Raw genomic sequence first — 26,854 nt, 5'->3', positions numbered from 1 at the left:
CCGTTTCCCGGGGGCCAGCCCCCGGACTCCCGGTCCTCGACTGCGGGACGGGCTGAATTCAGCCCGTCCGGCGTTTGAGGACGGGCCGGACGCCAGGCCGCGATCACGGGGTCCGGGGCAGCGCCCCGGGAAACGGGAAGGGGCGGGATCGGGGAAAGGGCCCACCGGCCGGCGGGCCGGTGTGACACGGACCGCACGGCTCGCGGTGGGTGCGCCCTTGCCTCATGGTTACCGGCAAGTAGCATGGGACCGGGAAGCTCGCCGCTCGCCGGCGGCGTCTCCCGGGCATTCCCCGGACATCCCGGCCGCACCCCGCAGGAGGAGAGCCAACGTGCCTCGTACCGCAAGGGACGTCGTCTTCGTCGACGGCGTCCGCACACCGTTCGGCAAGGCGGGCCCCAAGGGCATCTACCACGAGACCCGCGCCGACGATCTGGTCGTCAAGTGCATCCGCGAGCTGCTGCGTCGCAACCCCGACCTGCCGCCCGAGCGCATCGACGAGGTCGCCATCGCCGCGACCACCCAGATCGGTGACCAGGGTCTGACCCTGGGACGCACCGCGGGGCTGCTGGCGGGTCTGCCCAAGACCGTCCCCGGCTACTCCATCGACCGGATGTGCGCCGGCGCGATGACCGCCGTCACCACCACTTCCGGCTCGATCGCCTTCGGCGCCTACGACGTGGTCGTGGCCGGCGGCGTGGAGCACATGGGCCGCCACCCGATGGGTGAGGGCGTCGACCCCAACCCGCGCTTCGTCTCCGAGAAGCTGGTCGACGAGTCGGCCATGTTCATGGGCATGACGGCGGAGAACCTGCACGACCGCTTCCCGCACCTGACCAAGGAGCGGGCGGACGCCTACGCGGTGCGCAGCCAGGAGAAGGCCGCCAAGGCGTACGCGAACGGCAAGATCCAGCAGGACCTGGTGCCGATCTCGGTGCGCCGCACCAACCCCGAGGTCGGGGAGACCGGTTGGGGCCTGTCCGTCGCCGACGAGCCGATGCGTCCGGGCACCACCCTGGAGAACCTGGCCGGGCTGAAGACCCCCTTCCGCGCCCACGGCCGGGTCACCGCCGGTAACGCCGCCGGTCTCAACGACGGCGCCACCGCCTCCCTGCTGGCCGCCGAGGACGTCGCCCAGGAGCTGGGCCTCCCGGTGAGGATGCGCCTGGTCTCCTACGCCTTCGCCGGCGTCGAGCCGGAGGTCATGGGCGTCGGTCCGGTGCCGGCCACCGAGAAGGCGCTGGCCAAGGCCGGTCTGTCCATCGACGACATCGGCCTGTTCGAGATCAACGAGGCCTTCGCCGTCCAGGTGCTGTCCCTGCTCGACCACTACGGCATCGCCGACGACGACCCGCGCGTCAACCAGTACGGCGGCGCCATCGCCTTCGGCCACCCGCTGGCCTCCTCCGGCGTCCGGCTCATGACGCAGCTGGCCCGCCAGTTCGAGGAGCAGCCGCACGTCCGCTACGGCCTGACCACCATGTGCGTCGGCTTCGGCATGGGCGGCACCGTGATCTGGGAGAACCCGCACTTCGAAGGGGCAGGCAAGTGACCACCACAGAGCTTCTCAAGGGCGCCGCCGAACTCTTCCCCGACGAGGTCGTGACCCAGGCGCACGTACGCCACCTGGAGCTGCCCGGCGCCGGCCGGTTCGCGCTCATCACGCTGGACAACGGCTTCGACCACACCAAGCCGACCACCTTCGGCCCGCAGTCGCTGGCGAACCTGAACGCCGCCATCGACCAGGTGGAGAAGGAGGCGGCGGACGGCGAGATCGTCGGCGTCGGCCTGACCGGCAAGCCGTTCATCTTCGCCGTGGGCGCCGACCTCAAGGGTGTCGAGCTGCTCAAGCGCCGCGAGGACGCGCTGGCCATCGGCAAGGGCGGCCACGACGTCTTCAAGCGGCTGTCCTCGCTGGCCGTGCCGACCTTCGCCTACTACAACGGCGCGGCGATGGGCGGCGGGGTCGAGGTCGGCCTGCACTGCACCTACCGCACGGTCTCCAAGTCCGTGCCGGCGTTCTCGCTGCCCGAGGTCTTCCTCGGTCTGGTACCGGGCTGGGGCGGCTGCGCGCTGCTGCCGAATCTGATCGGCCCCGAGCGTGCCGTCAAGGTCATCATCGAGAACTCGCTCAACCAGAACCGGCAGCTCAAGGGCGCCCAGGTGCACGAACTGGGCATCGCCGACGCTCTGTTCGAGGGCGCCGACTTCCTGGAGCAGTCGCTTCTGTGGACGGCCTCCGTCCTCAAGGGCGAGACCGAGGTCTCCCGCCCGGAGATCGACCGCGGCGAGGCGTGGGACAACGCCGTCGCGCAGGGCCGGGCCATCGCCGACGGCAAGGTGCACGGCGCCGCCCCGGCCGCCTACCGCGCGCTGGACATCATCGCAGCGGCGAAGAACGGCGACCTGCGCGCCGGTTTCGACGCCGAGGACGAGGCGCTCGCCGACCTCATCATGGGCGGCGAACTCCGCAGCGGCATCTACGCGTTCAACCTGGTGCAGAAGCGCGCCAAGCGGCCCGCGGGCGCCCCGGACAAGAACCTGGCCCGCCCGGTCTCCAAGGTCGGCGTCGTCGGCGCCGGTCTGATGGCCTCGCAGCTGGCGCTGCTGTTCGCCCGCCGCCTGGAGGTGCCGGTCGTGCTGACCGACATCGACCAGGAGCGCGTCGACAAGGGCGTGGGCTACGTCCACGAGGAGATCGACAAGCTGCTCCTCAAGGGCCGCGTCAACCAGGACAAGGCGAACCGCCTCAAGGCCCTGGTCACCGGATCCCTCGACAAGGCCGCCGCCTTCGGCGACGCGGACTTCGTCATCGAGGCCGTCTTCGAGGAGATGGGCGTCAAGCAGAAGGTGTTCGCCGAGGTCGAGGCGGTCGTGCCGGAGCACGCCATCCTCGCCACCAACACCTCCTCGCTGTCGGTCTCCGAGATGGCCTCCCAGCTCAAGCACCCCGAGCGGGTCGTGGGCTTCCACTTCTTCAACCCGGTCGCGATCCTGCCGCTGCTGGAGATCGTCCGGGCCGAGCAGACCGACGACGCCTCGCTGGCGACCGCGTTCGCCGTCGCCAAGAAGCTGAAGAAGACGGCCGTCCTGGTCAAGGACGCCCCGGCGTTTGTCGTCAACCGCATCCTGACCCGCTTCATGGGCTCGGTGCTGGGCGCCATCGACGAGGGCACCCCGGTGGAGGTCGCCGACCGCGCCCTGGCGCCGCTCGGCCTGCCGATGTCGCCGGTCGTGCTGCTCGACCTGGTCGGCCCGGCGGTCGCGCACCACGTCGCGGGCACGCTGCACGCCGCCTTCCCCGACCGCTTCGCGGTCTCGGAGAACCTCGGCCGCGTCGTCGAGGCGGGCAAGCGCAACCTCTACGCGTACGACTCCGGCAAGCCGGAGCTGGACCCGGAGGTCGCCGCGCTCTTCCAGGTCGGCGACACCGCGCTGACCGAGGAGCAGGTCCGCGACCGCGCGCTGGACGCGATCGCCGAGGAGATCGGCCTGATGCTCGACGAGGGCGTCGTCGCCGAGGCGCAGGACATCGACCTCTGCCTGATCACCGGCGCGGGCTGGCCGTTCCACCTGGGCGGCATCACCCCGTACCTGGACCGGGCGGGCGTGAGCGAGCGGGTCCGCGGGCGGAAGTTCCTCGCCCCGGGCGTCGCCAGCATCCCGGAGTGACCCACCGCTGAGCACACCGGAGACGAGGGCTCCCGTCCGCACCACGCGGACGGGAGCCTTCCGCGTTCCCCGCCGACCCGGCCGGGTTCCCACGCCGGACGCCGTCCGGAACCTACAATGCGCGGATGACGTATCTCATCACCGGCGGCGCCGGCTACATCGGCGCCCACGTCGTACGTGCGATGACGCAGGCGGGCGAGCGGGCCGTGGTGCTGGACGACCTGTCCACCGGCGAGCGGGACCGGGTGCCGGCCGAGGTGCCTTTCGTCCACGGCTCGACCCTGGACCGCCCGCTGCTCGACCGGCTGATCCGCGAGCACGGCGTCACCGGCGTGGTACACCTGGCGGCCAAGAAGCAGGTCGGCGAGTCCGTCGAGCAGCCGCTGCACTACTACCGGGAGAACGTCGAGGGGCTGCGGGTACTGCTGGAGGCCGTCGTCGACGGCGGGGTGCGGCAGTTCGTCTTCTCCTCCTCCGCCGCCGTCTACGGCATGCCGGACGTGGAGCTGGTCACCGAGGAGACGCCCTGCCTCCCGATGAGCCCCTACGGCGAGACCAAGCTGGCCGGTGAGTGGCTGGTCCGCGCCGTCGGACGGGCGCACGGCGTCGCCACGTCCTGCCTGCGCTACTTCAACGTCGCCGGCACCGCCGAGCCGGAGCTGGCCGACACCGGCGTCTTCAACCTCGTCCCGATGGTGTTCGAGAAGCTGACCGAGCGCCGGGCGCCGCTGATCTTCGGCGACGACTACGCCACGCCCGACGGCACCTGCGTGCGCGACTACATCCACGTGGAGGACCTGGCCGACGCCCACCTCGCCGCCGCCCGGCGGCTCACCGAGGCGTCGGAGACCGGCGAGAACCCGGACCTGACCCTGAACATCGGCCGCGGCGAGGGCGTCTCGGTGCGGGAGATGGTCGAGCTCATCGGCGAGATCACCGGCCATCACGCCCTCGCCCCGACGGTCACCGCGCGCCGCCCGGGCGACCCGGCCAGGGTGGTGGCCTCCGCCGACCTCGTCAGCAAGGAACTGGGCTGGCAGGCCCGCCACGACGTACGGGCGATGATCACCTCCGCATGGGCCGGCTGGTGCCGGCGGCACCCCGAGGCGGTCGCCGAGCGGGGCTGAGCCGGTGGATCGACCGGACCTGCTGATCGTCGACGCCGCCAACGTCGTCGGCTCCGTGCCCGACGGCTGGTGGCGCGACCGGCACGGGGCCACCGAGCGGCTGCGGGACCGGCTGGCGCCGCTGGCCGCCTCCGGCCTGCCGGACCGGCCGGGGCCCCTTGAAGTCGTCCTGGTCGTCGAGGGAGCGGCCCGCGGGGTCGCCTCGGCGCCCCCGGTGCGCACCGAGGCGGCCGAGGGCAGCGGTGACGACCTGATCGTGCGGCTGGTCGGCGAGGCAGCGCCGCACCGGCCGGTGCTGGTCGTCACCGCCGACCGGGAGCTGCGACGCCGGGTGAGCGAGCTGGGCGCCGACGTCACGGGCCCGCGCGCCGTACGGTGAGGCCGGCGCGCCGAGCAGCCCGCCCCTCAGCGCCGGCCCGTGTGGACCCACACGACGGCGCCGTCGACCACCGCGACCCGCTGGTACTCGGATGTGAGCAGGCGCTTCAGCCGTGGCATCCGCCCGGGCCGGTACGGCTTGCCCCGGGAGTCGTCCACGATGACCCGGGGCCGCTCGGCCGCCAGCTCCTCCAGCAACGTGGGCCAGGAACCGGGCATGCCGTACCGCTCCCCCACCATGGGGCCGTCCCGGCCGCCGCTGTAGTTCGTGAGCAGCCCGGCCGTCAGGTAGCGGGAGGCAGGCATGCGGTCGGCGAGCCAGTACTGCTCGGGGTTCATGCCCCACAGGAGGACCTTCTCGTCGGGCGTGGTCCGCTCCCGCACGGCCTGGGCGACGCGCCGCGAGTGGTCGAGGTCGGGGCGTGCGGTGTGCGCGGCCCAGGCGGTGAAGGCCGTGCACACCACCACCGAGCAGACCACCGCGAACCGCAGCCACTCGGCGCTCAGCAGTTGCAGCGCGCCGGCGGCGAGCAGCGCCAGGGGCGGCAGCAGCTGCAGGTAGTAGTGGCCGAAGAAGTGGAAGCCGGTCACCACGCCGAGGGCGGAGGCGGACAGCCACACCCACAGGTCGACGGTGAGCACCCCGCGGCGGTCGACGCGGCGGCGCAGCACCACGAGGATCGGCACGAGCAGTCCGACGCAGCCGGCGGCGAAGAGCGTGGTGTTGGCCAACGCCCGTCCGAGTATGTGCAGTTCGGAGCCGGCGAAGGCCGCGTAGGAGGTGGAGCCGGTGACCATCCAGAACAGGCAGCGCCCGATCCCGAAGAGCAGTCCGACGGCCACCAGCGGCGCGGCGAAGCCGACCAGGGTGCGCGACAAGGCGCCCAGTCGGCGACCCCCGCCGCTCGGTACACCGCGCCACAGCAGGACCAGCACCGGCAGCAGTACCGCTCCCCCGGTCTGCTTGACCAGGAACGCGGCAGCCACCATCGCCCCCGCCGCGGCCCACCGCCGCCGGTCGGCGCACCACATGGCGGCGGCGGTGAACGGCAGCATGAACACCTCGAAGTTCGCCGCCTGCGCGTCCTCCGGGTTCAGCCCGACGGACGCCAGAACGCACAGCGCGGCGGCCGTCGCCCCGGCCCGGCTCCCCCAGCGGCGGCGGGCGATCGACGCCAGCAGCAGCGCCGTGACGGCCACCGAGACCAGCGCGAGCAGCCGCAGCGGCCACAGCGAGCCGTCCCCGAAGAGCGCGAACGCGCCCTGGTACAGCAGCGGTACGAGCGGGGGCTTGCGGTCGACGACCGTGTCGTACATCACGCCGCCGGCGGCCAGCATTCTGGCCTGGGTGGCAAGGAAGCCCTCGTCCGGGTTCCACACGGGCTGACCGAAGGACGGCAGCCGGGTCAGCGTGGTCAGCGCGAGGACGAGCGGCGTCAGCCACAGCCAGTAGCGGCCCGGCCCGCGCCGGGCAAGACGTCGCGCTGACCATGCCACACGGGTGAGGGGGGCGGCACCGAACCGCCCCGACGCCGGCGGCGTCGGGGCGGTGGGCGCGGTGACCCCGCTGGGGGGCTCTGCGGTCGGCATGGTCCCAACCTATACGGGAGCGTCCGCCGCTCCCGCCCGGTGAGGGGAGGGAGCACGGCTTCGGCGTCAGCTGCCGAGCTCGGCCTCCTCGTAGCGGCCGTCGAGCCGGGCGACCAGACCGGTGACCTGACGTGCGATGTCCGGTGCGGTCAGGCCGATCTCGGCAAGCACCTCCTTGCGGGAGGCGTGGTCGAGGAAGCGCGGCGGGATGCCGAAGTCCCGCAGCGGGAGGTCCACGTCGTTGTCCCGCAGCGCCTGCGCGACAGCGCTGCCGACACCACCGGCGCGGCTGTTGTCCTCGACGGTGACGACCACCCGGTGGCGGGCGGCCAGCCCGGGCAGCGCCTCGTCGACCGGCTTCACCCAGCGCGGGTCGACGACGGTCGCGGAAATGCCCTGCTTGGCGAGCAGGTCGGCGACCTCCAGGCACATCGGGGCGAGCGCGCCCACCGAGACGACCAGTACGTCCGGATCGTCCGTCCCGGCCTCCCGCAGCACGTCCATGCCGCCGACCGTGCCCACGGCGGGCACCGCCGGTCCGACCGACCCCTTGGAGAAGCGCACCACGGTCGGCGCGTCGTCGACGGTGACCGCCTCGCGCAGTTGGAGGCGCAGCTGGTCGGCGTCGCGCGGCGCGGCGAGCCGCAGCTCGGGCACGACCTGGAGGATCGACATGTCCCACATACCGTTGTGGGACGCGCCGTCGGTGCCGGTGACACCCGCCCGGTCCAGGACGAACGTCACGCCGCAGCGGTGCAGGGCGCAGTCCATCAACACCTGGTCGAAGGCGCGGTTGAGGAACGTGGCGTAGACGGCGAACACCGGGTGCAGCCCGGCGGTGGCGAGCCCTGCGGCGGAGACCGCGCCGTGCTGCTCGGCGATGCCCACGTCGTAGACCCGTTCGGGGAACTCCTCGGCGAACCGGTGCAGACCCACCGGCCGCATCATGGCGGCGGTGATCGCCACCACGTCGTCGCGCTCCCGACCGAGCTGGAGCATCTCGTCGGCGAAGACCGACGTCCAGTCGGCGCCGGAGGAGGCGACCGGCAGCCCGGTGTCGGGGTGGATGACGCCGACGGCGTGGAACTGGTCGGCCTCGTCCTGACGGGCCGGCTGGTAGCCGCGCCCCTTCTCGGTCAGGCAGTGCACGATCACCGGTCCGCCGAACCGCTTCGCGCGCTGGAGCGCGGACTCCACGGCCGCGAGGTCGTGTCCGTCGATCGGGCCGACGTACTTCAGGCCCAGGTCCTCGAACAGGCCCTGCGGGGCGACGAGGTCCTTCAGACCCTTCTTGGCGCCGTGCAGCGTCTCGTACAGCGGCTTGCCGACGACCGGGGTGCGATTGAGCATCTCCTTGCCGCGGGCGAGGAAGCGCTCGTAGCCGTCGGTGGTGCGCAGGGTGGCCAGGTGGTTGGCGAGGCCGCCGATGGTGGGCGCGTAGGAGCGCTCGTTGTCGTTGACGACGATGACCAGCGGGCGGTCCTTGGCCGCGGCGATGTTGTTCAGCGCCTCCCAGGCCATGCCGCCGGTCAGCGCGCCGTCGCCGATGACCGCCACGACGTGGTCGTCACGGCCGCGCAGCTCGTTGGCCTTGGCGATGCCGTCGGCCCAGCCGAGCACCGTGGAGGCGTGGCTGTTCTCGATGACGTCGTGCTCGGACTCGGCCCTGGAGGGGTAGCCGGAGAGGCCCCCCTTGGCGCGCAGCCCACTGAAGTCCTGCCGCCCGGTGAGCAGCTTGTGCACGTAGGACTGGTGACCGGTGTCGAAGAGGACCTTGTCCTTCGGCGAGTCGAAGACCCGGTGGAGGGCGATGGTCAGTTCGACGACGCCCAGGTTGGGGCCGAGGTGGCCGCCCGTCCGGGACACGGCGTCGACGAGGAAGGCGCGGATCTCCCCGGCGAGCCGGTCGAGTTGCTCGGGGCCGAGCCGGTCGAGATCACGTGGGCCCCTGATCTGGTCAAGCAGAGTCTCCCCCCCACCCGTGGCCGTGGTGTCGGGTCGACGCGCATCGCGCGGCACCTTTGGCACTGAGCCTCCTAGCTGATAACGCTGACAACAACGCCGACACGGAAACAACCGATCCGCCGAGTCTAATGTTCGCACCGGCCCGGTGCGGCCTCGCGGGCGGGATACCCCGCACCCGCGGGGGCGCGCACGCCGGCGCGCGCCGAATCGTCAGACGCCGGACGGGCTGACAACTCAGCCCGTCCGGCGTCTGAGGACCGGAGGTCCGGGGGTTTCGGCCCCCGGGAAACACTCAGGTGCGGCCCGCGGACTTCTGCGTGCGGCGCGACACCGAGTCGATCACCACAGCCGCCAGCAGCACGCCACCAGTGATCATGTACTGCAGATGGGCGGGGCTGCCCAGCAGCGCCAGCCCGTTGGCGATCGAGCCGATGACCAGCATGCCCAGCAGCGCCGACCAGACGTTGCCGCGCCCGCCGAACAGGCTCGTGCCGCCGATGACGGCCGCCGCGATGGCCTCCATCAGCAGGTTGCCCGAGCCGGCGCCCTGGTTGGCGGCACTGATGCGGGAGGCGATCATCAGACCGCCGAACGCGGCCATCGTGCCGGCGAGGCTGAACACGGATATCCGGATGGCGGCCACGTTGATGCCCGCGCGGCGCGCGGCCTCCGTGCTTCCGCCGAGTGCGAACACCTTGCGCCCGTAGCCGGTCCGCCGCAGCAGCAGGTCGAAGAGGACGAGCACGACGAGGAACACCAGCAGCGCCAGCGGCAGCCCCCGGTACTGGTTGAGAGTGTGCGCGGCCGCGAAGGCGAAGAGCGCGAGCACGCCCGTGCGCAGTGCGATCTCGACCAGCGGCCGGAACGGGACCCCGGCCGCCTGGCGGCGCCGGGCGTCGAGCAGCTGGGCGCCGCCGAAGATCAGCACCGCGACCGCGGCCAGCCCGTAGGCTGCCGACACGTCGGAGAAGTAGTGGCTGGTCAGCGTGGCGACCAGGCCCTCGTCGTCGAGGTTGATGGTGCCCGTGCGGTCGAGGACCTGGAGCATCAACCCGTTCCACGCCAGCAGACCCGCCAGCGTGACCACAAACGCCGGCACGCCGATCCTGGCGAAGAAGAAGCCGTGCACCGCACCGGCCGCCGCACCCGTCGCGAGTGCGAGCAGCAGTGCCAGCCATTCGGCCATTCCGTTGTTCACCGCGAGGACCGCGAACACCGCGCCGGCCAGTCCGCTGACCGAGCCGACGGACAGGTCGATCTCGCCGAGCAGCAGGACGAAGACGATGCCGACCGAGATCAGTCCGGTGCCGACGATGTAGACGGAGAGGTTGCTGAGGTTCTGGGCGGACAGGAAGGCGCCGTCGAGCGACTGGAAGATCGCCCAGATGACGATCAGACCGACCACCACCGGCACCGAGCCCAGCTCACCGCTGCGCATGCGGCGGACGAAGTCGGTCACGTAGCCCTTGAAGCCCTGTTCGCGTACCAGCAGCCGGGGGTCGACGGCGGTGATCGCGCCGGCCGCCGGAGCGGACGTGGCCGCCTCGGGCGTGGGGGTGGAGTCGCCGCCGTCGGGCGACTTGGAGAGTTCGGTGCTCACTTGCTGCCCTCCGCCTTGCGAGCCGTGCGGCGGGTCACGGCGTTGTCCGTGGCGCCGGTGATGGCCGAGATGATCTCTTCCTGGGAGGTGTCGGCCACGTCGAAGACGCCGTTGTTGCGTCCCAGCCGCAACACGGCCACCCGGTCGGCGACGGCTTTGACGTCGGCCATGTTGTGGCTGATGAGGATGACCGCGAGGCCGCGTTCCCGCAGGCGTTCGACGAGGTCGAGCACCTGGGCGGTCTGCTCGACGCCGAGCGCGGCGGTGGGCTCGTCGAGGATGACCAGCTTGGGGTCGCCCAGCATCGAGCGGGCGATGGCGACGGTCTGCCGCTGACCGCCGGAGAGCGAGGCGACGGGGATGCGGACGCTCGGGATGCGGATGGAGAGCGTATGGAGCAGTTCACGGCTGCGGCGCTCCATCTCGACCTCGTCCAGGACGCCGACGCGGCTGATCTCCCGGCCGAGGAAGAGGTTGCCGACGACGTCCAGGTTGTCGCAGAGCGCGAGGTCCTGGTAAACGGTGGCGATGCCCAACTCCTGGGCGTCATGCGGGCGTTCGACTCGGGCGGGCTGTCCTTCCCAGAGGAACTCGCCTTCGTCTGCCGGGCCGACTCCGGCGATCGCCTTCACCAGGGTGGACTTCCCGGCGCCGTTGTCGCCGACCAGTGCGACGACCTCACCGGACCGGACCTCGAGATCGACGTCCGTGAGCGCCTGCACGGCGCCGAACCGCTTGGAGATTCCGCGCAACGCCAGCACGGGCGTAGCGGACATGGGGACCAACTCCTCGAAGGTGTGCGGGGTTTCCGGCCGGCCGGCCCCGTGGGCGGGGTGAACCGGGGCCGGCCGGACGGAGAATCGGAGGAAGACCCGCGGGTTACTTCAGTCCGGCCTTCTCACACGCCGCGCGGTACTTGGGCGTGCAGATCTGGTTCAGCTTGTAGAGGCCGTCCTTGAGCACGGTCTCCTCGACGTTGTCCACGGTCAGCGACACCGGCGGGATGAGGATCGCCGGGACGCCCTTTGTGGTGGGGCTGTCGATGGTGTCGTCCGCGTTCACCTTCTCGCCGCGCCCGAGGGCGATGGCCATCTCGGCCGCCGCGTCGGCCTCCGGCTTGTACGGCTTGTAGACGCTCATGAACTGCTCACCGGCGATGATGCGCTGCACACCGGCGAGTTCCGCGTCCTGACCGGTGACCGGCGGCAGCTCCTTGAAGCCGGCGCCCTTGAGAGCGGTGATGATGCCGCCCGCCATGCCGTCATTGGCGGAGTAGACGCCGACGACGTTGTCCCTGCCCAGCGCCGCGATGGCGCCGTTCATGTTCTTGTTGGCCTCGCTGGGCTTCCACTCGGTCGTGTCGTAGGACTTGCCGATCTTGACCTTGCCTTCGAGAACCGACAGCGCACCCTTCTTGAACATGGCGGCGTTGGGGTCGGTGGGCGAGCCGTTCATCATGACGATCTGGCCCTTGCCGGCCTTGTCGCCCAGCGCCTCCAGCAGCGCGCGGCCCTGGACGCGGCCGACCTCCTCGTTGTCGAAGGAGGTGTAGGCCGAGATCGGGCCCTCGGCGAGGCGATCGTAGGCGACCACGGGTATGCCGGCAGCGTCGGCCTTCTTCACCGATCCGGCGATGGACTTGGAGTCGACCGCGTCGAGGATGATCACGTCCACCTTCTTGGTGATCATCGAGTCCATCTGCTGCTGCTGTACGGACGCGTCCTGCTTGGCGTTCACGTAGGTCACCGTGCAGTCCGAGCACAGTTCCTTGATCTTGGCCTCGATGAGCGGCCGGTCGAAGTTCTCGTAGCGGGCGGTCTGGTCCTCCGGCAGCAGCAGGCCGATGGAGAGCGGACCGTCCTTCTTCTTCTCGCCCGAACCGCCGCTTCCGCCGGCTTCCTTGGCGCTGCCGCAGGCGGCGAGCGAGACGGCCATCGCACTGGCGGCGACGACGACGGCGGTACGACGCACAGTCGCGTTCATGTCTGTTACCTCCCTGACAAGGCCGCGTCTCTGCGACCGAGGTGGCGTGAAGTCAACTCCGACCGCTGGTTGCCGTCAAGAAGTGAATTCTTAACGAGAAGGCAACGATGCTATGCGTAAGCAACATGAACGCAGCGTGGCGGAGCCGGGGGTACCCGGCGCAACGCCGGGAAGGGCCCCGGCGAAACCGGGGCCCTGGGCCTTCCCGGACAGGCGTGACCGGGTGCGACGTGGGCGAGACGAGGGAAGCCCCACCGGTCCCGGACTGGACCGGTGGGCGCGCAGGCCCCACCGGAGACGGCGGCTTCAGGTCTTCAAGCCCGCAAACCGCCCTTGGTGAAACGCGGCCGCAAGGCGACGACCCCACTCGACTTCACAGCCTGAACCCGAGAGGGGTAGCGGCGCCACCCCGACCGTCAGAGCGAGGCGGGCACCGCCTCGGGCAACGGAGACAGCAACGGCGCATCGCCCATCTCGTTGAGCACCAGAGCCAGCGCGCCCAGCACCTCGGCACGGCTGCCCAACGCGCCCGGCACCACCGACAGCTGCCGTGCGGCGCTGGGGATGGCGTACCGGGACACGGAGTCGCGGATCGGGTCGAGCACCAGATCGCCGGCGTCCGCGAGGTCGCCGCCCAGCACCACCCGGCTCGGGTTCAGAAGGTTGCAGAGGTTGGCGACGCCGCTGCCGATGTGCCGTCCGATGTCCGCCACCACCCGGCGGCAGCCCGGATCGCCCTCCCGGGCCAGCGAGACCACCTGCGGCATCGTCAGGTCGGGACCGTAGCCTGGGGTCAGCAGCGGCAGCACGTAGCGCGCCGCGGTGAACGTCTCCAGGCAGCCCCGGTTGCCGCAGCGGCAGACCGGGCCGGACTCGTCGAGCGTGATGTGCCCGATCTCGCCGGCCGTGCCGCCCGGCCCCCGGTACACCTGTCCGCGCATCACGAGCCCGGCGCCCACGCCGCTGGCGACCTTGATGTACGCGAGGTCGGTGACCCCGCGGCCGGCGCCCCAGACCAGTTCGCCGAGCGCGCCGAGGTTGGCGTCGTTGTCGACGTGCACCGGCGTGCCCAGTCGGGCCTGGAGCTCGTCGCGCGGATTGGTGCCCGTCCAGCCGGGAAGGATGGCCGTCGAGCCGAGCACCCCGGTCTCCACGTCGATCGGCCCGGGCACGCCGAGGCCGACCCCGATGATCTTGTTACGACTGATCCCGGCGGACTCCAGCAGCCGTGCCACCAGCCGCTCGGCACGGTCCAGGCCCTGCGCGGCGGACGCGTCCACGTCGATCGGCTCGGCCTGCTCGGCGAGGACCTTGTGGGCGAGGTTGCCGATCGCCACCCGCAGATGGGAGTGGCCGAAGTCGACGCCGACGACGATCCCGGCGTCCCCGGACAGCGACACGCTGCGGGCCCGACGCCCGCCGGCCGACGTCGGCGTCACGTCGACCGTGCCGCTCTCCTTCAGCTCACGAACGATGTTCGACACCGTCGCGGCCGACAGCCCGGTTGTCCTCGCGATCTCCGCCTGGGTGAGCGAGCCGGCCATGCGCACCGCCCTGACCACCCGTTCCAGGTTGGCCCTGTGCAGCGACGACTGCGATCCCGGTGTCTCCACCACTGGTCCACTCCCACCTAGACGTGCGGCCCGCCGTCCGCCCGTCGGCCGCGACACAACGCTGGGTGCACGGCATGCGTCCAACATATGAACCCCAAGGGGACCGTGTCGGGCTCCGTCCCGTCAACCCCTTGAGCGATTCGATGCTCAGATGCGCCCATACTACGGATCATGCGGGTGGCTCTCCCGCACAAGATGCCGCCGGCGGCTGGGAACACGAAGCGAGGTCGGCCGGTGCCGCGGGACGTCCCGCGGCACCGGCCGACCTCGTCTGTCGGACCGCTACTTCAACGTGGCCGCCGTCAGGCCGGACTGCACCTGGCGCTGGAAGGACAGGTAGACCACCAGGACGGGGAGCATCGCGATCGTCATTCCCGCGTAGAGCGCGGGAAGGTCGCCGGCGTAGCCCTGCTGCTGCATGATGCTCACGAGCCCCTGGGCCAGGACCGACCGGTCGGGGTCCGTGCCGGTCTGCTGCTGCATCAGGGTGAGCGGCAGGATGTACTGGTTCCACTGCCCGAGGATGTTGAAGATGCCGACGCTGAGCAACCCGGGCTTGGCCATCGGCAGCATGATCTGGAAGAAGATCCTGGTGTGCGAGGCACCGTCGATCACCGCGGCCTCGTGCACCGCCGTGGGAAGCGTCCGGAAGAAGGAGTGCAGGAAGAAGACGGTGAACGGCAGCGAGTACGCGATGTAGACCAGGATCAGGCCCTGGTAGGTGTTGAGCATTCCCAGCCGGTCGACCATGAAGTAGAGCGGCACCAGCGCCAGGAACACCGGGAACATCGCGCCCGCGACGAAGAAGTAGTAGACGAAGCGGTTGCCCGGGAACTCGTAGCGGGCCAGCACGTACGCCGCCATCGCGCCGAGGAGCATCGTCAGGGGGATGGAGAACGCCATGACGATCACCGTGTTGAGCAGGTAGTCGCCGACGCCCTTCTCCCAGCCGCGTTGGAACGCGTCCAGGGCCCAGTTCGACGGGACGCTCCAGGCGCTCGCACCGATCTCCCGGTCCGTCTTGAACGCCCCCAGGACGATCCAGACCAGCGGAAAGACGATCATGAGCGCCCACAGGGCCAGGAAGCCGTGGGAGAAGACGTTGAGGCCGGGGGCCTCGGGCTGCTCGCCTCGGGTCCTGCGCGGGCCGTCCGGTGACCGGCGCGGAGCAGGCTGCGCCGGGCCGCCTTCTGCGGTCTCCCTCGTTGACAACGCCATGTCGCGCTTCACCTCAGAACTCGATGCGGTCGCGACGTGTCGCCCGCAGTGTGATGACGGAGATCAGCAGCGTGAGGACAAGCATCACCACGCCGATCGCGCAGGCGTAGCCCGCCTGGCCGAAGACGTTGAAGTTCCGCATGAGGTAGGTCGCGAGCACCTCGCTGTTGTGGTCGGGCCCGCCGCCGTACTGCCCCGGGGTGAGCGTCGAGACCAGCAGGAAGGCGTCCATGGCCAGGATCGCCAGGAACACCCAGGCGGTCTGCACGGTGTCCCACAGCAGGGGGAGGGTGACCCGGAAGAAGGTCTGGGTGCGGCTCGCGCCGTCCAGCAGCGCCGCCTCGAAGACGTCGCGGGGGATGGACTGCATCGCGGCGGAGAACAGCACCATGTAGAAGCCCACACCGGACCACACCAGCACCATGATCAGACACCAGCGCACCAGATCCGGGCTGTTCAGCCACTCGACCGGGGACGCGGGGTCGCCGAGCCCGACAGCGATCAGGATGCCGTTCAACAGCCCCGCACCGTCGCTTCGGTACACCGCCTGGAAGAGGATGGCGAGGATCGCGATGGACAGCACCTGGGGGAAGAAGAAGACGATGCGGTAGAGCCCCGCCCCCCTCACCGGCTGTACCCCTCCTCCGCCGCGGCCCCCCACGTTCAGCATGAACGCGAAGAAGAGGGCGAGAAGGATGGTGAGGACGGGGACGAACACCAGGAACTGGAGGTTGTTGCGCAGCGCGTTGTGGAAGACCTCGTCGCCGAAGAGCCGGGTGTAGTTGTCAAGACCCACGAAGTCGAAGGTCTGCGTCTGGCCGCTCCAGTCCGTGAAGGAGTACCCGATGGTCTGCAGATACGGCCAGATCACAAAGACCAGGTACAGCCCGACGGGCGCCACCAGAAACCCCAGGATGAAGGGGTACTTGCCTTGTCGCATCGCATCCAGCTCCCGGCCGCTCGTCTCCTCTCGCTTCCTCAGTCCCGCTTGTTGTTCTTGCTGGCCGGGTCCTTGGCCGCCTTGTCCACCGCGGCCTGCGCCTTCTTCAGCCACTCGGCCGGCTTGATCCGCTTTGCCATCAGCTCGGAGGTGGCGCCGCGGATCGACTCGTCCATCTCGCTGTACCACTCGGTGTAGAGGTAGTCGAAGCGGTCCTCCACCGGGCAGGCGTCCACCGCGGCGACCGCCGACTTGATGCCGGGGCGCAGCTTCACACCCGGGTCCACCGCGCCCTCGACGATCGAGAGCGAACTGACCTCCTTGGCGAAGCTGGTGGACCACTCCTTGGACAGCATCTGCCGCAGGAACTCGAGTCCGCCCGGCTGGTTCTTCGCCTTGGCGGGAACGATGAACGGCTCGCCGGCGCCCGCCCGCAGGGCGTGGAACGGCATGGCGCTGTCGTCGAGCACCGGCACCGGGAGGAACGCCATGTCGAAGTCGGCGGGAGTGGACTTGAGCTGCTCGTTCTCCAGCCAGGAACCGCTGGGGACGAACAGCGCCTTGTTCTCGTTCCAGGCGGTCTGCGACTCCACGTGGTCGAGGCCGTTGGTGCCGGGCAGGAGCAGGCCCTTGTCCACGATCTCGTACACGGCCTCGATGGAACGCTTCGCGGCGTCGTTGCCGACGAACGCCTTCGGGTCGAGGTTGTCGATGGCGCGCATCGCGTCCAGGCCGCCGGTCTTGGCGATCAGGTCCATGATGACGACGTTCATGTAGTACGGGTGCTTGCCCTGGTGTGCGAAGCCGGCGATGCCCTTCTTCTTCGCCTCGGTCATCAGGGCGATGAAGTCGTCCCAGGTCTTCGGCGGAGTCCAGCCGTTGTCCTTGAAGAGCTTGCCCGAGTACCACAGGCCCCAGATGGTGTAGACGTAGTTCAGGGCGTGCATCTTGCCGCCGAAGAAGCCCTTCTCGGCGGTCCCGGGGATCAGCGTGTCCCGCACCTTCTTGTTCGGGTCGTCGACCGAGGGGGCGTCCAGGAGTTCGGTCAGATCGGTGAGCTGGTCCTGCTTGTGGAGCACGTCCAACTTGATCGACTGGGCACCGGAGTTGTCGATCACGTCCGGCGGCGTACCCCGGTTGAAGCGCGGCTGGAGCTTGCCTCGGATCTCCTGGGTGCCGAGGTGGCTTATCTTCGCGTCGTACTTCTCCGCGAACGCGCTCTCCCACTGCTTGGCGTACTCGTCGCCGAAGCCGCCCTTGAAGACGACGACGTCCAGCGGATTTCCCTTCGTCACGCCGAAGGGGTTCTCCTTGCTGGTGGGGCCGCGCTTGATGACGTCGCCGCCGTCACCTCCGCCCGAGGCGCACGCCGAGAGCGCGGCGACTCCCGGCACCGCGAACAAGCCCAGTGCGGCCGCTCGTTTGAACAGGTCCCGACGGCCTACCTCGGTGGATCCCATGCGCGAGTCCTCGCCTTCTCGTCTGGAGTCAGGCGGTGTTGGGTTTCCTGTCAACTCGCCTGTGGCGAAAGGGCCGACACCGCAGTCGGTTTGAGCTGGGTGGTGCGCTCGGGGCCGCTTCGATCAGGGGCGGCGCTCCGGGTTCCGATAGGTATAGTCCACTCGGTGTCGGCTGGGCAAGATCGATTGCACGCCAGTCCGGGATATTTCCCGAGTCGAGACCTGGCCGTACGGTGGCCCCGGAAGGCCGTCACGCGGCCGCAACGAGGACACACGGAAGGTGGGGTGCCCATGCCCGACGGAAACGACCGCCGGCCGCCGCGACTCCCCAGGCGGCGTCTCGTACGACTCTTCTGGTCGGCCCATCGCCGGGTGTACCGCCTCACCCGTGGTCGGGTCGGGCTGTGGCGGCCGAAGGGCCGGCGCTGGGGCACGATGTGCCTCACTACGGTCGGGCGGCGCACCGGCCGGGAGCGCGGCGTGATCGTCGCCTACCTGGAGGACGGCGGGAACCTCGTCGCGCTGGCGATGAACGGTTGGGCCGACGCCGAGCCGGCCTGGTGGCTGAACCTGCGGGAGCACCCGGACGCGCGGGTGGAGCTCAAGGGCGGGCCCCGGCTCGTGCGCGCCCGCGCGGCGAGCGGGCCGGAGCGGGAGCGACTGTGGGCCCGGTGGCGGCAGACGGAGGCGAGGTTGGACGACCTCGCGGCGCTGCGCTCGCGCGAGACCGCGGTGGTGGTGCTGGAGCCACGGGAGCCCGTGGCGGGGCGGTGACACCACGGCGAGGGCCGCGCCCGCCGGGGTGGCGGACGCGGCCCTCGTTCATGCGCCGGGCGCCGGGCGCCCGTTCAGCTGCTGATCGGCGTCACTTGCTGATCAGCGAGCGCAGCACGTACTGAGACATGCTCCCGTTACACGGTAGTTCTGCAGGATTTCGAGAACGATGGCGTTCTGGCAATGATCCTCGCATCAGATCGCCACAATGACCATGATTTCCGGGCGTGGAGAGCACATCTGGCCGAGTTTTCCTACCGCTAACGCAGCACCTCGACACGCGCGGCACGGAGAGTCGACGTGCTCCGTTGGCGGTTGCTGTCGGCGCGTCGCCATCCTGCGCCAGGCAGGCGCTCGGAACCAGTGCACGTCATGGAAGCGGAGCGCCACACCGGACAGCTGGAGGGCCGCAGAAGCGGTACTCGACACCGGCGGAACAGGGCCCGGTCACACTCCTCTCGCGTTCACGCTCACCCAATGCTGCAGCGTGAGCCCGCTGGTCTCGTTCTCCCTGATCGTGCCCGAGACGGACTACTGGACCGCGACGGCACCGGCGATGCTGGTGATCGCCGGATGCGCGCTCACCGACGATGTACGACGCTGCAAAGCGCGCCTACTTCGTCTCGTTCGGGTGGCTCGTGTGCACCTGCTCCAGGAAAACCGTGCGCTCGTGGACGTAGAACCAGATGCGCGCGGTGCCCTTCGCGGTCGGCTTGTGCTGCCACCGCTCATGGGTCGCGCCGCTACGCTCGATGACGCCGAGCTCACCCTTGAGCCGATAGTTCGTCGGCGTCGTGGACAGTGGCGTCCGCGTGAGGAAGTCCCAGGTCTCCGTCATGGGGTTGCGGATCGTCGCGACGAGGTCGCGCCATCCCTTCTGCGCGTCGGCTGTGGCGAAGCGGATCTCGTACTCGATCTTCTTCGGAGGGCGAGGAACCAGCTCGCCCTTCTTGGCGGCCGCCACGGCTAAGGACGCTCCACGGTCTCATCGTCGTCGAGCCACTCCAGACCGGCGCTGCCGCTGCCGAGCCCGGCCGCGACGGCGGTGGCCGTCTCCTTCCAGGAGGTCAGCTCTGCGATCGCGAGGTGCGGCTGGTCGGTGGAGAACGACGCGCGCGCCGCATCGACGAGGTCCTGCGCGCAGGACTCCCGGTCGGCCGGCGACAGCGCGAGCATCCAAGGAAAGGCCTTGGACATCCGCTCGGCGAGCGAGCCGCGGTCGTCGAGGGTGACGGTGATGAGCTGCGCGGCAAAGTTCAGCAAGCGGGCACGACCCTCGGCCTCGCGCTGCGACATCAGGACCAGAGCCTCGCCGTCACGCCGGGTCACCGTCACGGGGTGGTTCTCGGCCTCGGCGAAGACCTCGGCGGAGTGCTTGCTCAGGTCCGAGGAGCGCCGAGTCGCCACGGGGAGGTCTGATGCGATGGTCATGGATCCATAGTATTCGGAACGTATTCGGAAGTCTAGTGGAAACCGCGGAGTGCGTGCGCCAGATCAGTCTCCAGGGGGGTGACGTGCATGCCTTCAAGATGCAGACGTTGCGCCTCCTGGAAGTGGTGCACGCCGCGATTCGCGATATCTACGATGGCCTCGACGGTCTCGACACGGCGGCACTCGACCAGAATAGCGAAATCGGATGGAATCGACGTTCCCAAGCCGTCATCGACTCTGCGGTCAGCATGACGCTCCGCGGCGTTTGAGCTGCTCACGCTCTCCCGAAGCAGGGCGGCGCCAATCTGAAAGACCGACGGCGACCTCCGGGCTTCCAGCCCCTCAGGAGCGGACAGGCCGTTCTCAGACCTCCCGGGGATCTTGCCGGTCGAGCGCAGCCAGCACGCGAGTCGGATCGTCAATCAGATCGAACAGGCCGCTGGTCCGTCGCGCCCACTGCTCTGGATCCTCTCCCTCCGCGAACGCCGCGGCCGACGCGAATTGGTCCTGGAGGTTGACCGGTAGTCTGCCAGCCAGGGACGCACCGAGCTCTCGGCCCAGGACGGCTCGCGACGATGACGGCCGTATGAAGCGGGCCAGCTTGCCGGTCGCCGGGACGCCGGTGCCACTCACGCCCTCGATAGCCACGACGGCATCGCGCACCCAGCCGCCATCCCCGGTGTCGGGGAGCGGAACAGCGATCCGCTGAACGCTGGCGATCGCATCCCTCCCCAGCGCGAGCGAGAGCCCTCCGGGATCCTCGTGGTAGTTCAGGTAGCGGGCGACATCGACGCCTGGAGGGCAGACCTCGTCGAGCACAACGTCGCCGACGAAGTTGCTGGGGTCGACGAGCCACCCCTCCCGCACCACGACGGATGGCTTCAGACGGACCCGGTAGAGGTAGAACTGGCTGCCCTGGTCAGCCTGGTCGCGCATCCGTCTCAGCATGTTGTGGACGGCGGCCTCGTACGTGCCGACGTGGAGCGCCTTCGCCCGCTGCCGCGCGATCCACTCGGCAACCCGCTGCTCTCCGCCCATCATCATGCGGGTCCCGGAAGTCAGGTCGGCCGCCGGATCGAAGTTGCGCGTCGGCCAGTCCGGCTGCGTGCTCGTGTGGTACCAGAAGAACCGCGCTACCCGGTCGTCGAGCGCCGGGTCATCGGGGTCGACCGTCACCCGGGGCGAGTCCTCGTGCTCGCAGGTCATGCCACAGCCGGGGCAGGTCTCCTCCCCCTGCTCCCACCGGTCGATCCAGTCCAGATCGACGCGCCACTGGTGGCCGCACGCCCCACACAGCATGCGCCGGTCGCGCGAGAAGTCGATCCGCCGTTCCATGGAACCATTCTCCGGAAGCGTCCGACGGAGAGCCAGCCTCAGCCGAGGTCTCGAGCCTGTCGGAACTCCGCTTCCGCGGCATCTGCTTCGTCGCGGAGCAGGTCGACGATCTGCTCTGCGGACCTGCTGGGATCCTCGGAACGCAGCTCAGCAGCGCGGCGGGCAGCGTACCGCTTGCCCGCGGCCATCTCCGCGTTGAGCAGGGACTCGGACATGGCAGCGAGAGAACCGCTCATGCTTCGGCCCTACGGGCGGATGCGTCTGATGCGACGAGACCCCGGCAGATTCGTCGGGGCCTCGTCGCGCTCCGAGGATCGGTTCCCTACAAGACGTTCGCCGTCTTGACGCTCGTGTTGCTGACCGGCACATCGATCCGGTCCCGAGCGACGACGACCCCATCCTTGACGACGTAGCACTCGACGACGTGCTCGCCCTTGAAGTGCGAGTGCTCGGTGCGGACTCCTCGCGTGCTCGAGTCGACGATCTGGCCGCGGATATTGTCCCTCCGCTCGGCTTCCGGGCCACGATTGAGCACCTTCCACTTCAGCGTGTAGGGCTCCTCGACCGAGCAGTGAGTGACCACGAACCTCAAGCTCTTGTCGGCCTTGAGCAGGATCCCGCCGCGACGCATCGCGCGGAGCCAGGTCGGACGCCATCCGGCCTGCGTGACCTCGCAATCGATGGACACGGTCTCGGAGACGTCGACCGGGAACTCGTCCTCGATGAACTCCTCGGTGTCACTGAACGACCGGGACGACTCGCTCGCGCTCTTCGCCAGCGGCACCGACGTGCCGAAGACCTCGCGCCACTTCTTGTTGGCGGACGTCTTGCCTTCGTCCGCGATCGCCTCAAGGCATCGGTTGTACGCCTTCTTCGCCTTCGGCTGGAACTTCGCCTTGACGTGGACCCGCTGCCGACTGCCCAGCGCCAGGTAGTACTGCTGCTCTGGCTGATCTTTCAGGAATTCGAAGAAGTCGCGGGCCATGAGGTCGAACGAGCCTGTGCCCGCTGCGTCGTAGTCGTCGGTCTGGTCGAAGAAGTTGTAGACGAGGGTGTCGATGAGCAGGCCGCCCATGTTCACGCCGTTCGCGTTCTTCCATGCCCGTGCCATCCGGGCGAGGTGGCGCATGTTCGTCGCGGTGCGGTCGTTGCACTCCTTGGTCGCGGCGATCTCCTCGCGCGGCTTGGTGACCTTCCAGCCCTCAGCCTTCGTGTCCGGGTAGTCGAAGCTGCCATCGGCGTTCTCAAATGCCGGCTGGACCTCGAACTTGAAGGCGTTGGACGTGAACCGCACTCGGACGACACACTGGTCGACGCGGATCTCCGTGTTCTTGTACCGCGCCTTGAGGTCGTCGCGAACCCTCTCGAGAACCCTCCGCGGGCCGGTGTCCCCGTCGTAGCTCGCCCGGATCCCGGGCGGGAGGATGAAGATCATGTCGAGGTCGGACACGCCCTTGATCGCGGTGTGCCGGCCGAACGATCCGACCATCAGCTTGTATTCGGTGCAGCCGTCCTTGTCGCGGAAGTCCTTGTTGAGCGCCTTCGTGATCTCGTCCCGCCGCGAGGCGACCGTCGTGGCCGTCTCTCCGACCCTCAGGTTCTTGAGCAGCGTTTCGAAGATCTCTGAGGTCTTCATCGTCATGCCTCGCCTTCGCCGAGCCGAAGCGCCTTCGGGAGGAAGAGGTCGATCTCGCGCGAGGTGAACGTCATCTCCTCGTTGTTCTGCAGCCCGCCCTGGGCACGCGCGAACGCCCTGCTGCTCGTCCTGGGCGCGTCGGCGTAGGCGACGCGCGCGGCCTGCTGCAGCTCGTCCCGCCGCTCTCGGCCCTCCGCGTTGGAGACGGTGCCGGACATCAGGTCGGCGATGAGGGAGATGTACGACTCCCGGACGTCCCACAGCCGAGAGGCGATAGCGCGGTGGGCCTCAGACTCCTCCTCGAACTTGAAGGTCTTCGTCCCAAGGCTCATCCAGCTGACCAGGAGCGCGATAGAAGAGGTCGCGAGGCTCGTCAGCACTGCGTTGCCGAGCAGGCCGACCACCGCGGCAAGGAAGGTGCCCGAACCGATCGCGGTGAGGGCAATGAGGACGCCCTGCTGCCACCGGTGCTTGGTGAAGCAGATGTCCGCCTGCTTCTCATGGGTCTTGTGGCTGTAGACCACGCGCCCGAACGCCTCTCGCATCTGCGCCAGAAGGTACGGGTCGCGGTCGGGCACCGCTTCGCTCTCGTGTGTCAATTCGTTCCTACTCGGTCGAGGACTCCTGGAGGTGCACGTCTTCTGAGTATGGCGGCTGCCACTGACACTCCGACCGACTCGAGCTACCTCCCGTTCAGGCCTCGCTCGAGCCGGTCCTCCCCGCACGGCTGAGCGACGGCGACGACACACAGCTGCAGCACATCGCCCAGTGGCGCTCGTTCGCCACACGCTCGCAAGGACAGAAGAACCCCGCACCTGGTACCAGGTGCGGGGTTCTTCGTCTTCGTAGGATGCGCAGTTCCGCTCCGGGAACAGATCGCGTGCGTTCATGATCGCCGCGCACCTTCCGCCCCGTCGCGCGCGAGCGCCCTGCCCCCGCGCGCGAGATGCAGGGGCAGGGCGCTCGTTCACGTCAGCTCATCAACCGACAAGTTGGCGGAGCACGTACTGCATGATGCCGCCGTTGCGGTAGTAGTCGGCTTCGCCCGGGGTGTCGATGCGCACCTTGGCGTCGAACTCGACGCCGCTGTCGGTGCTCACCTTCACGGTCTCCGGGATGCCGCCCTCGTTGAGCGCGGTGATACCGGCGATGGCGAACGTCTCCTCGCCGGTCAGGCCCAGGTTCTCCGCGGAGGCGCCCTCGGGGAACTGCAGCGGCAGCACGCCCATGCCGATCAGGTTGGAGCGGTGGATGCGCTCGTAGGACTCGGCGATGACGGCCTTGACGCCGAGCAGCGCGGTGCCCTTGGCGGCCCAGTCGCGGGAGGAGCCGGAGCCGTACTCCTTGCCGGCCAGGACGACCAGCGGGATGCCGGCGGCCTGGTAGTTCTGGGAGGCGTCGTAGATGAACGACACCGGGCCGCCGTCCTGGGTGAAGTCGCGGGTGTAGCCGCCCTCGGTGCCCGGCGCGATCTGGTTGCGCAGGCGGATGTTGGCGAACGTACCGCGGATCATGACCTCGTGGTTGCCGCGGCGGGAGCCGTAGCTGTTGAAGTCACGGCGGCTGACGCCGTGCTCGGTCAGGTACTGACCGGCCGGGGTGTCGGCCTTGATCGCGCCGGCCGGCGAGATGTGGTCGGTGGTGACCGAGTCGCCGAGCTTGGCGAGCACCCGGGCGCCGGCGATGTCCTCCACCGGGGACGGGTCCATCGTCATGCCCTCGAAGTACGGGGGCTTGCGCACGTAGGTGGACTCGGCGTCCCACTCGAACGTGTTGCCGGTGGGGATCGGCAGCGCCTGCCACTGGGCGTCGCCGGCGAAGACGTCCTGGTAGGAGGAGCTGAACATGTCCTGGCCGATCGCGGCGGCGACGACCTCGTTCACCTCCTGCTCGGAGGGCCAGATGTCCTTCAGGTAGACCGGGTTGCCCTCGGTGTCGACGCCCAGCGCCTCACGGGTGATGTCCACCTTCATCGAGCCGGCGATCGCGTAGGCGACGACCAGCGGCGGCGAGGCCAGGTAGTTCATCTTGACGTCGGGGTTGATCCGGCCCTCGAAGTTGCGGTTGCCGGAGAGCACCGAGGTCACGGCCAGGTCGTGCTCGTTGACGGCCTTGGAGACCTCCTCCGGCAGCGGGCCGGAGTTGCCGATGCAGGTGGTGCAGCCGTAGCCGACGAGGTTGAAGCCCAGCTTGTCGAGGTAGGGCGTGAGGCCGGCACGGTCGTAGTAGTCCATGACGACCTTGGAGCCCGGCGCCAGGGTGGTCTTGACCCACGGCTTGCGGGTCAGCCCCTTCTCCACGGCCTTCTTGGCGACCAGGGCGGCGCCGACCATGACGTAGGGGTTGGAGGTGTTGGTGCAGGAGGTGATCGCGGCGACGGTGACGGCGCCGTGGTCGATCTCGTAGGTGGAGCCGTCGGGGGCGACCACCTGGGTCGGGCGCGAGGGGATGCCGTCGGAGTGCGCCGGGGCGTCCGAGGCCGGGAAGGACTCCTTGCCGGCCTCCTCGTCGTCGGAGACGTAGTTGCGCACGTCGAGCGCGAACTGCTCGGCGGCGTTGGCGAGGACGATTCGGTCCTGCGGGCGCTTCGGGCCGGCGATGGACGGCACGACCGTGGAGAGGTCGAGCTCCAGCTTCTCGGAGAAGTCCGGCTCGGCGGCCGGGTCGAGCCACAGGCCCTGCTCCTTGGCGTACGCCTCGACCAGGGCGAGCTGCTGGTCGCTGCGGCCGGTCAGGCGCAGGTAGTTGATGGTCTCGTCGTCGATCGGGAAGATCGCCGCGGTGGAGCCGAACTCCGGCGACATGTTGCCGATGGTGGCGCGGTTGGCGAGCGAGGTCTGGGCGACGCCCTCACCGTAGAACTCGACGAACTTGCCGACGACACCGTGCTTGCGCAGCATCTCGGTGATGGTCAGCACCAGGTCCGTGGCGGTGGTGCCCGGGGAGAGCTGGCCGGTGAGCTTGAAGCCCACGACGCGCGGGATCAGCATGGAGACCGGCTGGCCGAGCATCGCGGCCTCGGCCTCGATGCCGCCGACGCCCCAGCCGAGCACACCGAGGCCGTTGACCATCGTGGTGTGCGAGTCGGTGCCGACGAGGGTGTCGGGGTAGGCCTGGCCGCCTCGGACCATGACCGTGCGGGCCAGGTGCTCGATGTTCACCTGGTGGACGATGCCGGTGCCCGGCGGGACGACCTTGAACTCGTCGAACGCGGTCTGGCCCCAGCGCAGGAACTGGTAGCGCTCGCGGTTGCGGCCGTACTCCAGCTCGACGTTCTGGGCGAACGACTCGGGCGTGCCGAACTTGTCGGCGATGACGGAGTGGTCGATGACCAGCTCGGCCGGGGCGAGCGGGTTGATGCGGGCCGGGTCGCCGCCCAGCTCCTTGACGGCCTCGCGCATGGTGGCCAGGTCCACGACGCAGGGCACGCCGGTGAAGTCCTGCATGATCACGCGGGCCGGCGTGAACTGGATCTCCTGGCTCGGCTGCGCCGAGGAGTCCCAGCCGCCGAGCGCCCGGATGTGGTCGGCGGTGATGTTCGCGCCGTCCTCGGTCCGGAGCAGGTTCTCCAACAGGACCTTGAGGCTGTACGGCAGGCGGGCCGAGCCCTCGACCTTGTCCAGCCGGAAGATCTCGTAGGACTCGTCGCCCACCCGCAGGGTGCTGCGGGCGTCGAAGCTGTTCGCCGACACGACAGTCTCCTTCAGTGCATGAATTCGCGCGTACTGCCACGATCCTGCCGTCACAGGACCTCGCCGGTGCGCTGAGGTACGCCTAAGTTAGGCTCGCCTTAGTTCCGGGTGGCGTCGGTACGCCCTTAGGTAGATATCTCGATGTCGAGATAACTCTAGTACATCGCCGCCGCGCCGTCATGCCCCGCCCCGGTTGTCCGCTGGCAGCGCAGGCCCGGCGGTCTCACAAAACCACGAGCGGTAGCGGCACCCCGGCGCGGCACACCCGCCGAGCAGCCCCATCCACCCTGGGTGGCTCCGCGCGCCCCGCCGCACTCCGCGCGCCACGCCGTGCTCTTCCGCGCTCTGCCATCCAGGGAACCCCGCCACCGATCATGGCCCGACGAGGTCGATCGGCGGCGAGCACCGTCGACACGGGACGCCCACCGCGCCCCACACCC

Annotated in this window: 22 protein-coding genes; 6 read left to right on the top strand and 16 right to left on the bottom strand. The window is 69.5% G+C overall.

From position 1 onward, the window contains the following. Positions 1-331 precede the first annotated feature (331 nt). The 4 genes from FNX44_RS05555 to FNX44_RS05540 all read left to right on the top strand — a co-directional run bounded on the left by FNX44_RS05555 (position 332) and on the right by FNX44_RS05540 (position 5,178). A complete protein-coding gene (locus FNX44_RS05555; RefSeq protein WP_143646831.1) occupies positions 332-1,552 on the top strand; it encodes a thiolase family protein in 1,221 nt (406 codons plus the stop codon). Next, the gene (locus FNX44_RS05550) at positions 1,549-3,672 is read left to right on the top strand and encodes a 3-hydroxyacyl-CoA dehydrogenase NAD-binding domain-containing protein (protein WP_143646830.1); all 2,124 of its coding nucleotides are present in this window, start codon (positions 1,549-1,551) and stop codon (positions 3,670-3,672) included. The genes FNX44_RS05555 and FNX44_RS05550 overlap by 4 nt, the downstream gene beginning before the upstream one ends. A 125-nt stretch (positions 3,673-3,797) precedes the next feature. After that, positions 3,798-4,799, top strand: coding sequence for a UDP-glucose 4-epimerase GalE (gene galE, locus FNX44_RS05545; protein ID WP_143646829.1), 1,002 nt, complete (start codon positions 3,798-3,800; stop codon positions 4,797-4,799). 4 nt (positions 4,800-4,803) lie between these two features. Continuing rightward, positions 4,804-5,178, top strand: coding sequence for a PIN domain-containing protein (locus FNX44_RS05540; protein ID WP_143646828.1), 375 nt, complete (start codon positions 4,804-4,806; stop codon positions 5,176-5,178). Between the two features lie 26 nt (positions 5,179-5,204). Here FNX44_RS05540 and FNX44_RS05535 read toward each other — a convergent pair whose 3' ends face one another. The 9 genes from FNX44_RS05535 to ngcE form a co-directional block, all read right to left on the bottom strand. Further along, on the bottom strand, positions 5,205-6,674 hold the full coding sequence (locus FNX44_RS05535) for an ArnT family glycosyltransferase (RefSeq protein WP_323369068.1): 1,470 nt from the start codon (positions 6,672-6,674) through the stop codon (positions 5,205-5,207). A 159-nt stretch (positions 6,675-6,833) separates the two neighbouring features. Next, a complete protein-coding gene (gene dxs / locus FNX44_RS05530) occupies positions 6,834-8,732 on the bottom strand; it encodes a 1-deoxy-D-xylulose-5-phosphate synthase (RefSeq protein ID WP_143646833.1) in 1,899 nt (632 codons plus the stop codon). Between the two features lie 292 nt (positions 8,733-9,024). Continuing rightward, positions 9,025-10,332, bottom strand: a complete 1,308-nt coding sequence (locus FNX44_RS05525) for a sugar ABC transporter permease (protein WP_143646826.1) — start codon at positions 10,330-10,332, stop codon at positions 9,025-9,027. Next, entirely contained in the window at positions 10,329-11,108 is a 780-nt protein-coding gene (locus FNX44_RS05520) for an ATP-binding cassette domain-containing protein (RefSeq protein WP_143646825.1), read from the bottom strand. Before FNX44_RS05520 ends, FNX44_RS05525 begins: the two co-directional genes overlap by 4 nt. Positions 11,109-11,211: 103 nt before the next feature. Continuing rightward, the gene (locus FNX44_RS05515) at positions 11,212-12,315 is read right to left on the bottom strand and encodes an ABC transporter substrate-binding protein (protein WP_143646824.1); all 1,104 of its coding nucleotides are present in this window, start codon (positions 12,313-12,315) and stop codon (positions 11,212-11,214) included. Between the two features lie 416 nt (positions 12,316-12,731). Then, entirely contained in the window at positions 12,732-13,928 is a 1,197-nt protein-coding gene (locus FNX44_RS05510; RefSeq protein WP_143646832.1) for an ROK family transcriptional regulator, read from the bottom strand. A gap of 282 nt (positions 13,929-14,210) precedes the next feature. Further along, positions 14,211-15,146, bottom strand: a complete 936-nt coding sequence (locus FNX44_RS05505) for a carbohydrate ABC transporter permease (RefSeq protein WP_143646823.1) — start codon at positions 15,144-15,146, stop codon at positions 14,211-14,213. A gap of 13 nt (positions 15,147-15,159) precedes the next feature. After that, entirely contained in the window at positions 15,160-16,086 is a 927-nt protein-coding gene (locus FNX44_RS05500; protein ID WP_143646822.1) for a carbohydrate ABC transporter permease, read from the bottom strand. Between the two features lie 38 nt (positions 16,087-16,124). Continuing rightward, entirely contained in the window at positions 16,125-17,546 is a 1,422-nt protein-coding gene (gene ngcE / locus FNX44_RS05495; RefSeq protein WP_143646821.1) for an N-acetylglucosamine/diacetylchitobiose ABC transporter substrate-binding protein, read from the bottom strand. A 291-nt stretch (positions 17,547-17,837) separates the two neighbouring features. Here ngcE and FNX44_RS05490 point away from each other — a divergent pair, with 291 nt between their 5' ends. Beyond that, positions 17,838-18,320: a nitroreductase/quinone reductase family protein gene (locus FNX44_RS05490; RefSeq protein WP_143646820.1), complete on the top strand. Its 483-nt coding sequence runs from the start codon at positions 17,838-17,840 to the stop codon at positions 18,318-18,320. Between the two features lie 613 nt (positions 18,321-18,933). On the opposite strand, the gene FNX44_RS05485 is transcribed toward FNX44_RS05490, so the two are convergent. Together FNX44_RS05485 and FNX44_RS05480 are read right to left on the bottom strand one after the other, a co-directional pair. Next, positions 18,934-19,284, bottom strand: coding sequence for a hypothetical protein (locus FNX44_RS05485; protein ID WP_143646819.1), 351 nt, complete (start codon positions 19,282-19,284; stop codon positions 18,934-18,936). Positions 19,285-19,286: 2 nt separating this feature from the next. Further along, positions 19,287-19,751: a prevent-host-death protein gene (locus FNX44_RS05480; protein WP_143646818.1), complete on the bottom strand. Its 465-nt coding sequence runs from the start codon at positions 19,749-19,751 to the stop codon at positions 19,287-19,289. A gap of 83 nt (positions 19,752-19,834) precedes the next feature. Between FNX44_RS05480 and FNX44_RS05475 the strand changes: the two genes are divergently transcribed. Next, positions 19,835-20,020: a hypothetical protein gene (locus FNX44_RS05475; protein ID WP_143646817.1), complete on the top strand. Its 186-nt coding sequence runs from the start codon at positions 19,835-19,837 to the stop codon at positions 20,018-20,020. A 94-nt stretch (positions 20,021-20,114) separates the two neighbouring features. On the opposite strand, the gene FNX44_RS05470 is transcribed toward FNX44_RS05475, so the two are convergent. The 5 genes from FNX44_RS05470 to acnA all read right to left on the bottom strand — a co-directional run bounded on the left by FNX44_RS05470 (position 20,115) and on the right by acnA (position 26,414). After that, positions 20,115-21,086: a hypothetical protein gene (locus FNX44_RS05470; RefSeq protein ID WP_143646816.1), complete on the bottom strand. Its 972-nt coding sequence runs from the start codon at positions 21,084-21,086 to the stop codon at positions 20,115-20,117. Between the two features lie 38 nt (positions 21,087-21,124). Beyond that, the gene (locus FNX44_RS05465) at positions 21,125-21,322 is read right to left on the bottom strand and encodes a hypothetical protein (protein ID WP_143646815.1); all 198 of its coding nucleotides are present in this window, start codon (positions 21,320-21,322) and stop codon (positions 21,125-21,127) included. 86 nt (positions 21,323-21,408) lie between these two features. Continuing rightward, complete coding sequence (locus tag FNX44_RS05460; protein ID WP_143646814.1) at positions 21,409-22,728, bottom strand: nucleotide-binding domain-containing protein; 1,320 nt, start codon at positions 22,726-22,728, stop codon at positions 21,409-21,411. Beyond that, positions 22,725-23,321, bottom strand: a complete 597-nt coding sequence (locus FNX44_RS05455; RefSeq protein WP_143646813.1) for an SLATT domain-containing protein — start codon at positions 23,319-23,321, stop codon at positions 22,725-22,727. The genes FNX44_RS05460 and FNX44_RS05455 overlap by 4 nt, the downstream gene beginning before the upstream one ends. A 381-nt stretch (positions 23,322-23,702) precedes the next feature. Beyond that, positions 23,703-26,414 (bottom strand): aconitate hydratase AcnA, encoded by a 2,712-nt coding sequence (acnA, locus tag FNX44_RS05450; protein ID WP_143646812.1) that lies wholly within the window; start codon positions 26,412-26,414, stop codon positions 23,703-23,705. Positions 26,415-26,854 lie beyond the last annotated feature (440 nt).

This window comes from Streptomyces alkaliterrae (assembly GCF_007097205.2).
GTDB lineage: Bacteria > Actinomycetota > Actinomycetes > Streptomycetales > Streptomycetaceae > Streptomyces > Streptomyces alkaliterrae.
This window is presented reverse-complemented; position numbering and strand designations above follow the sequence as displayed.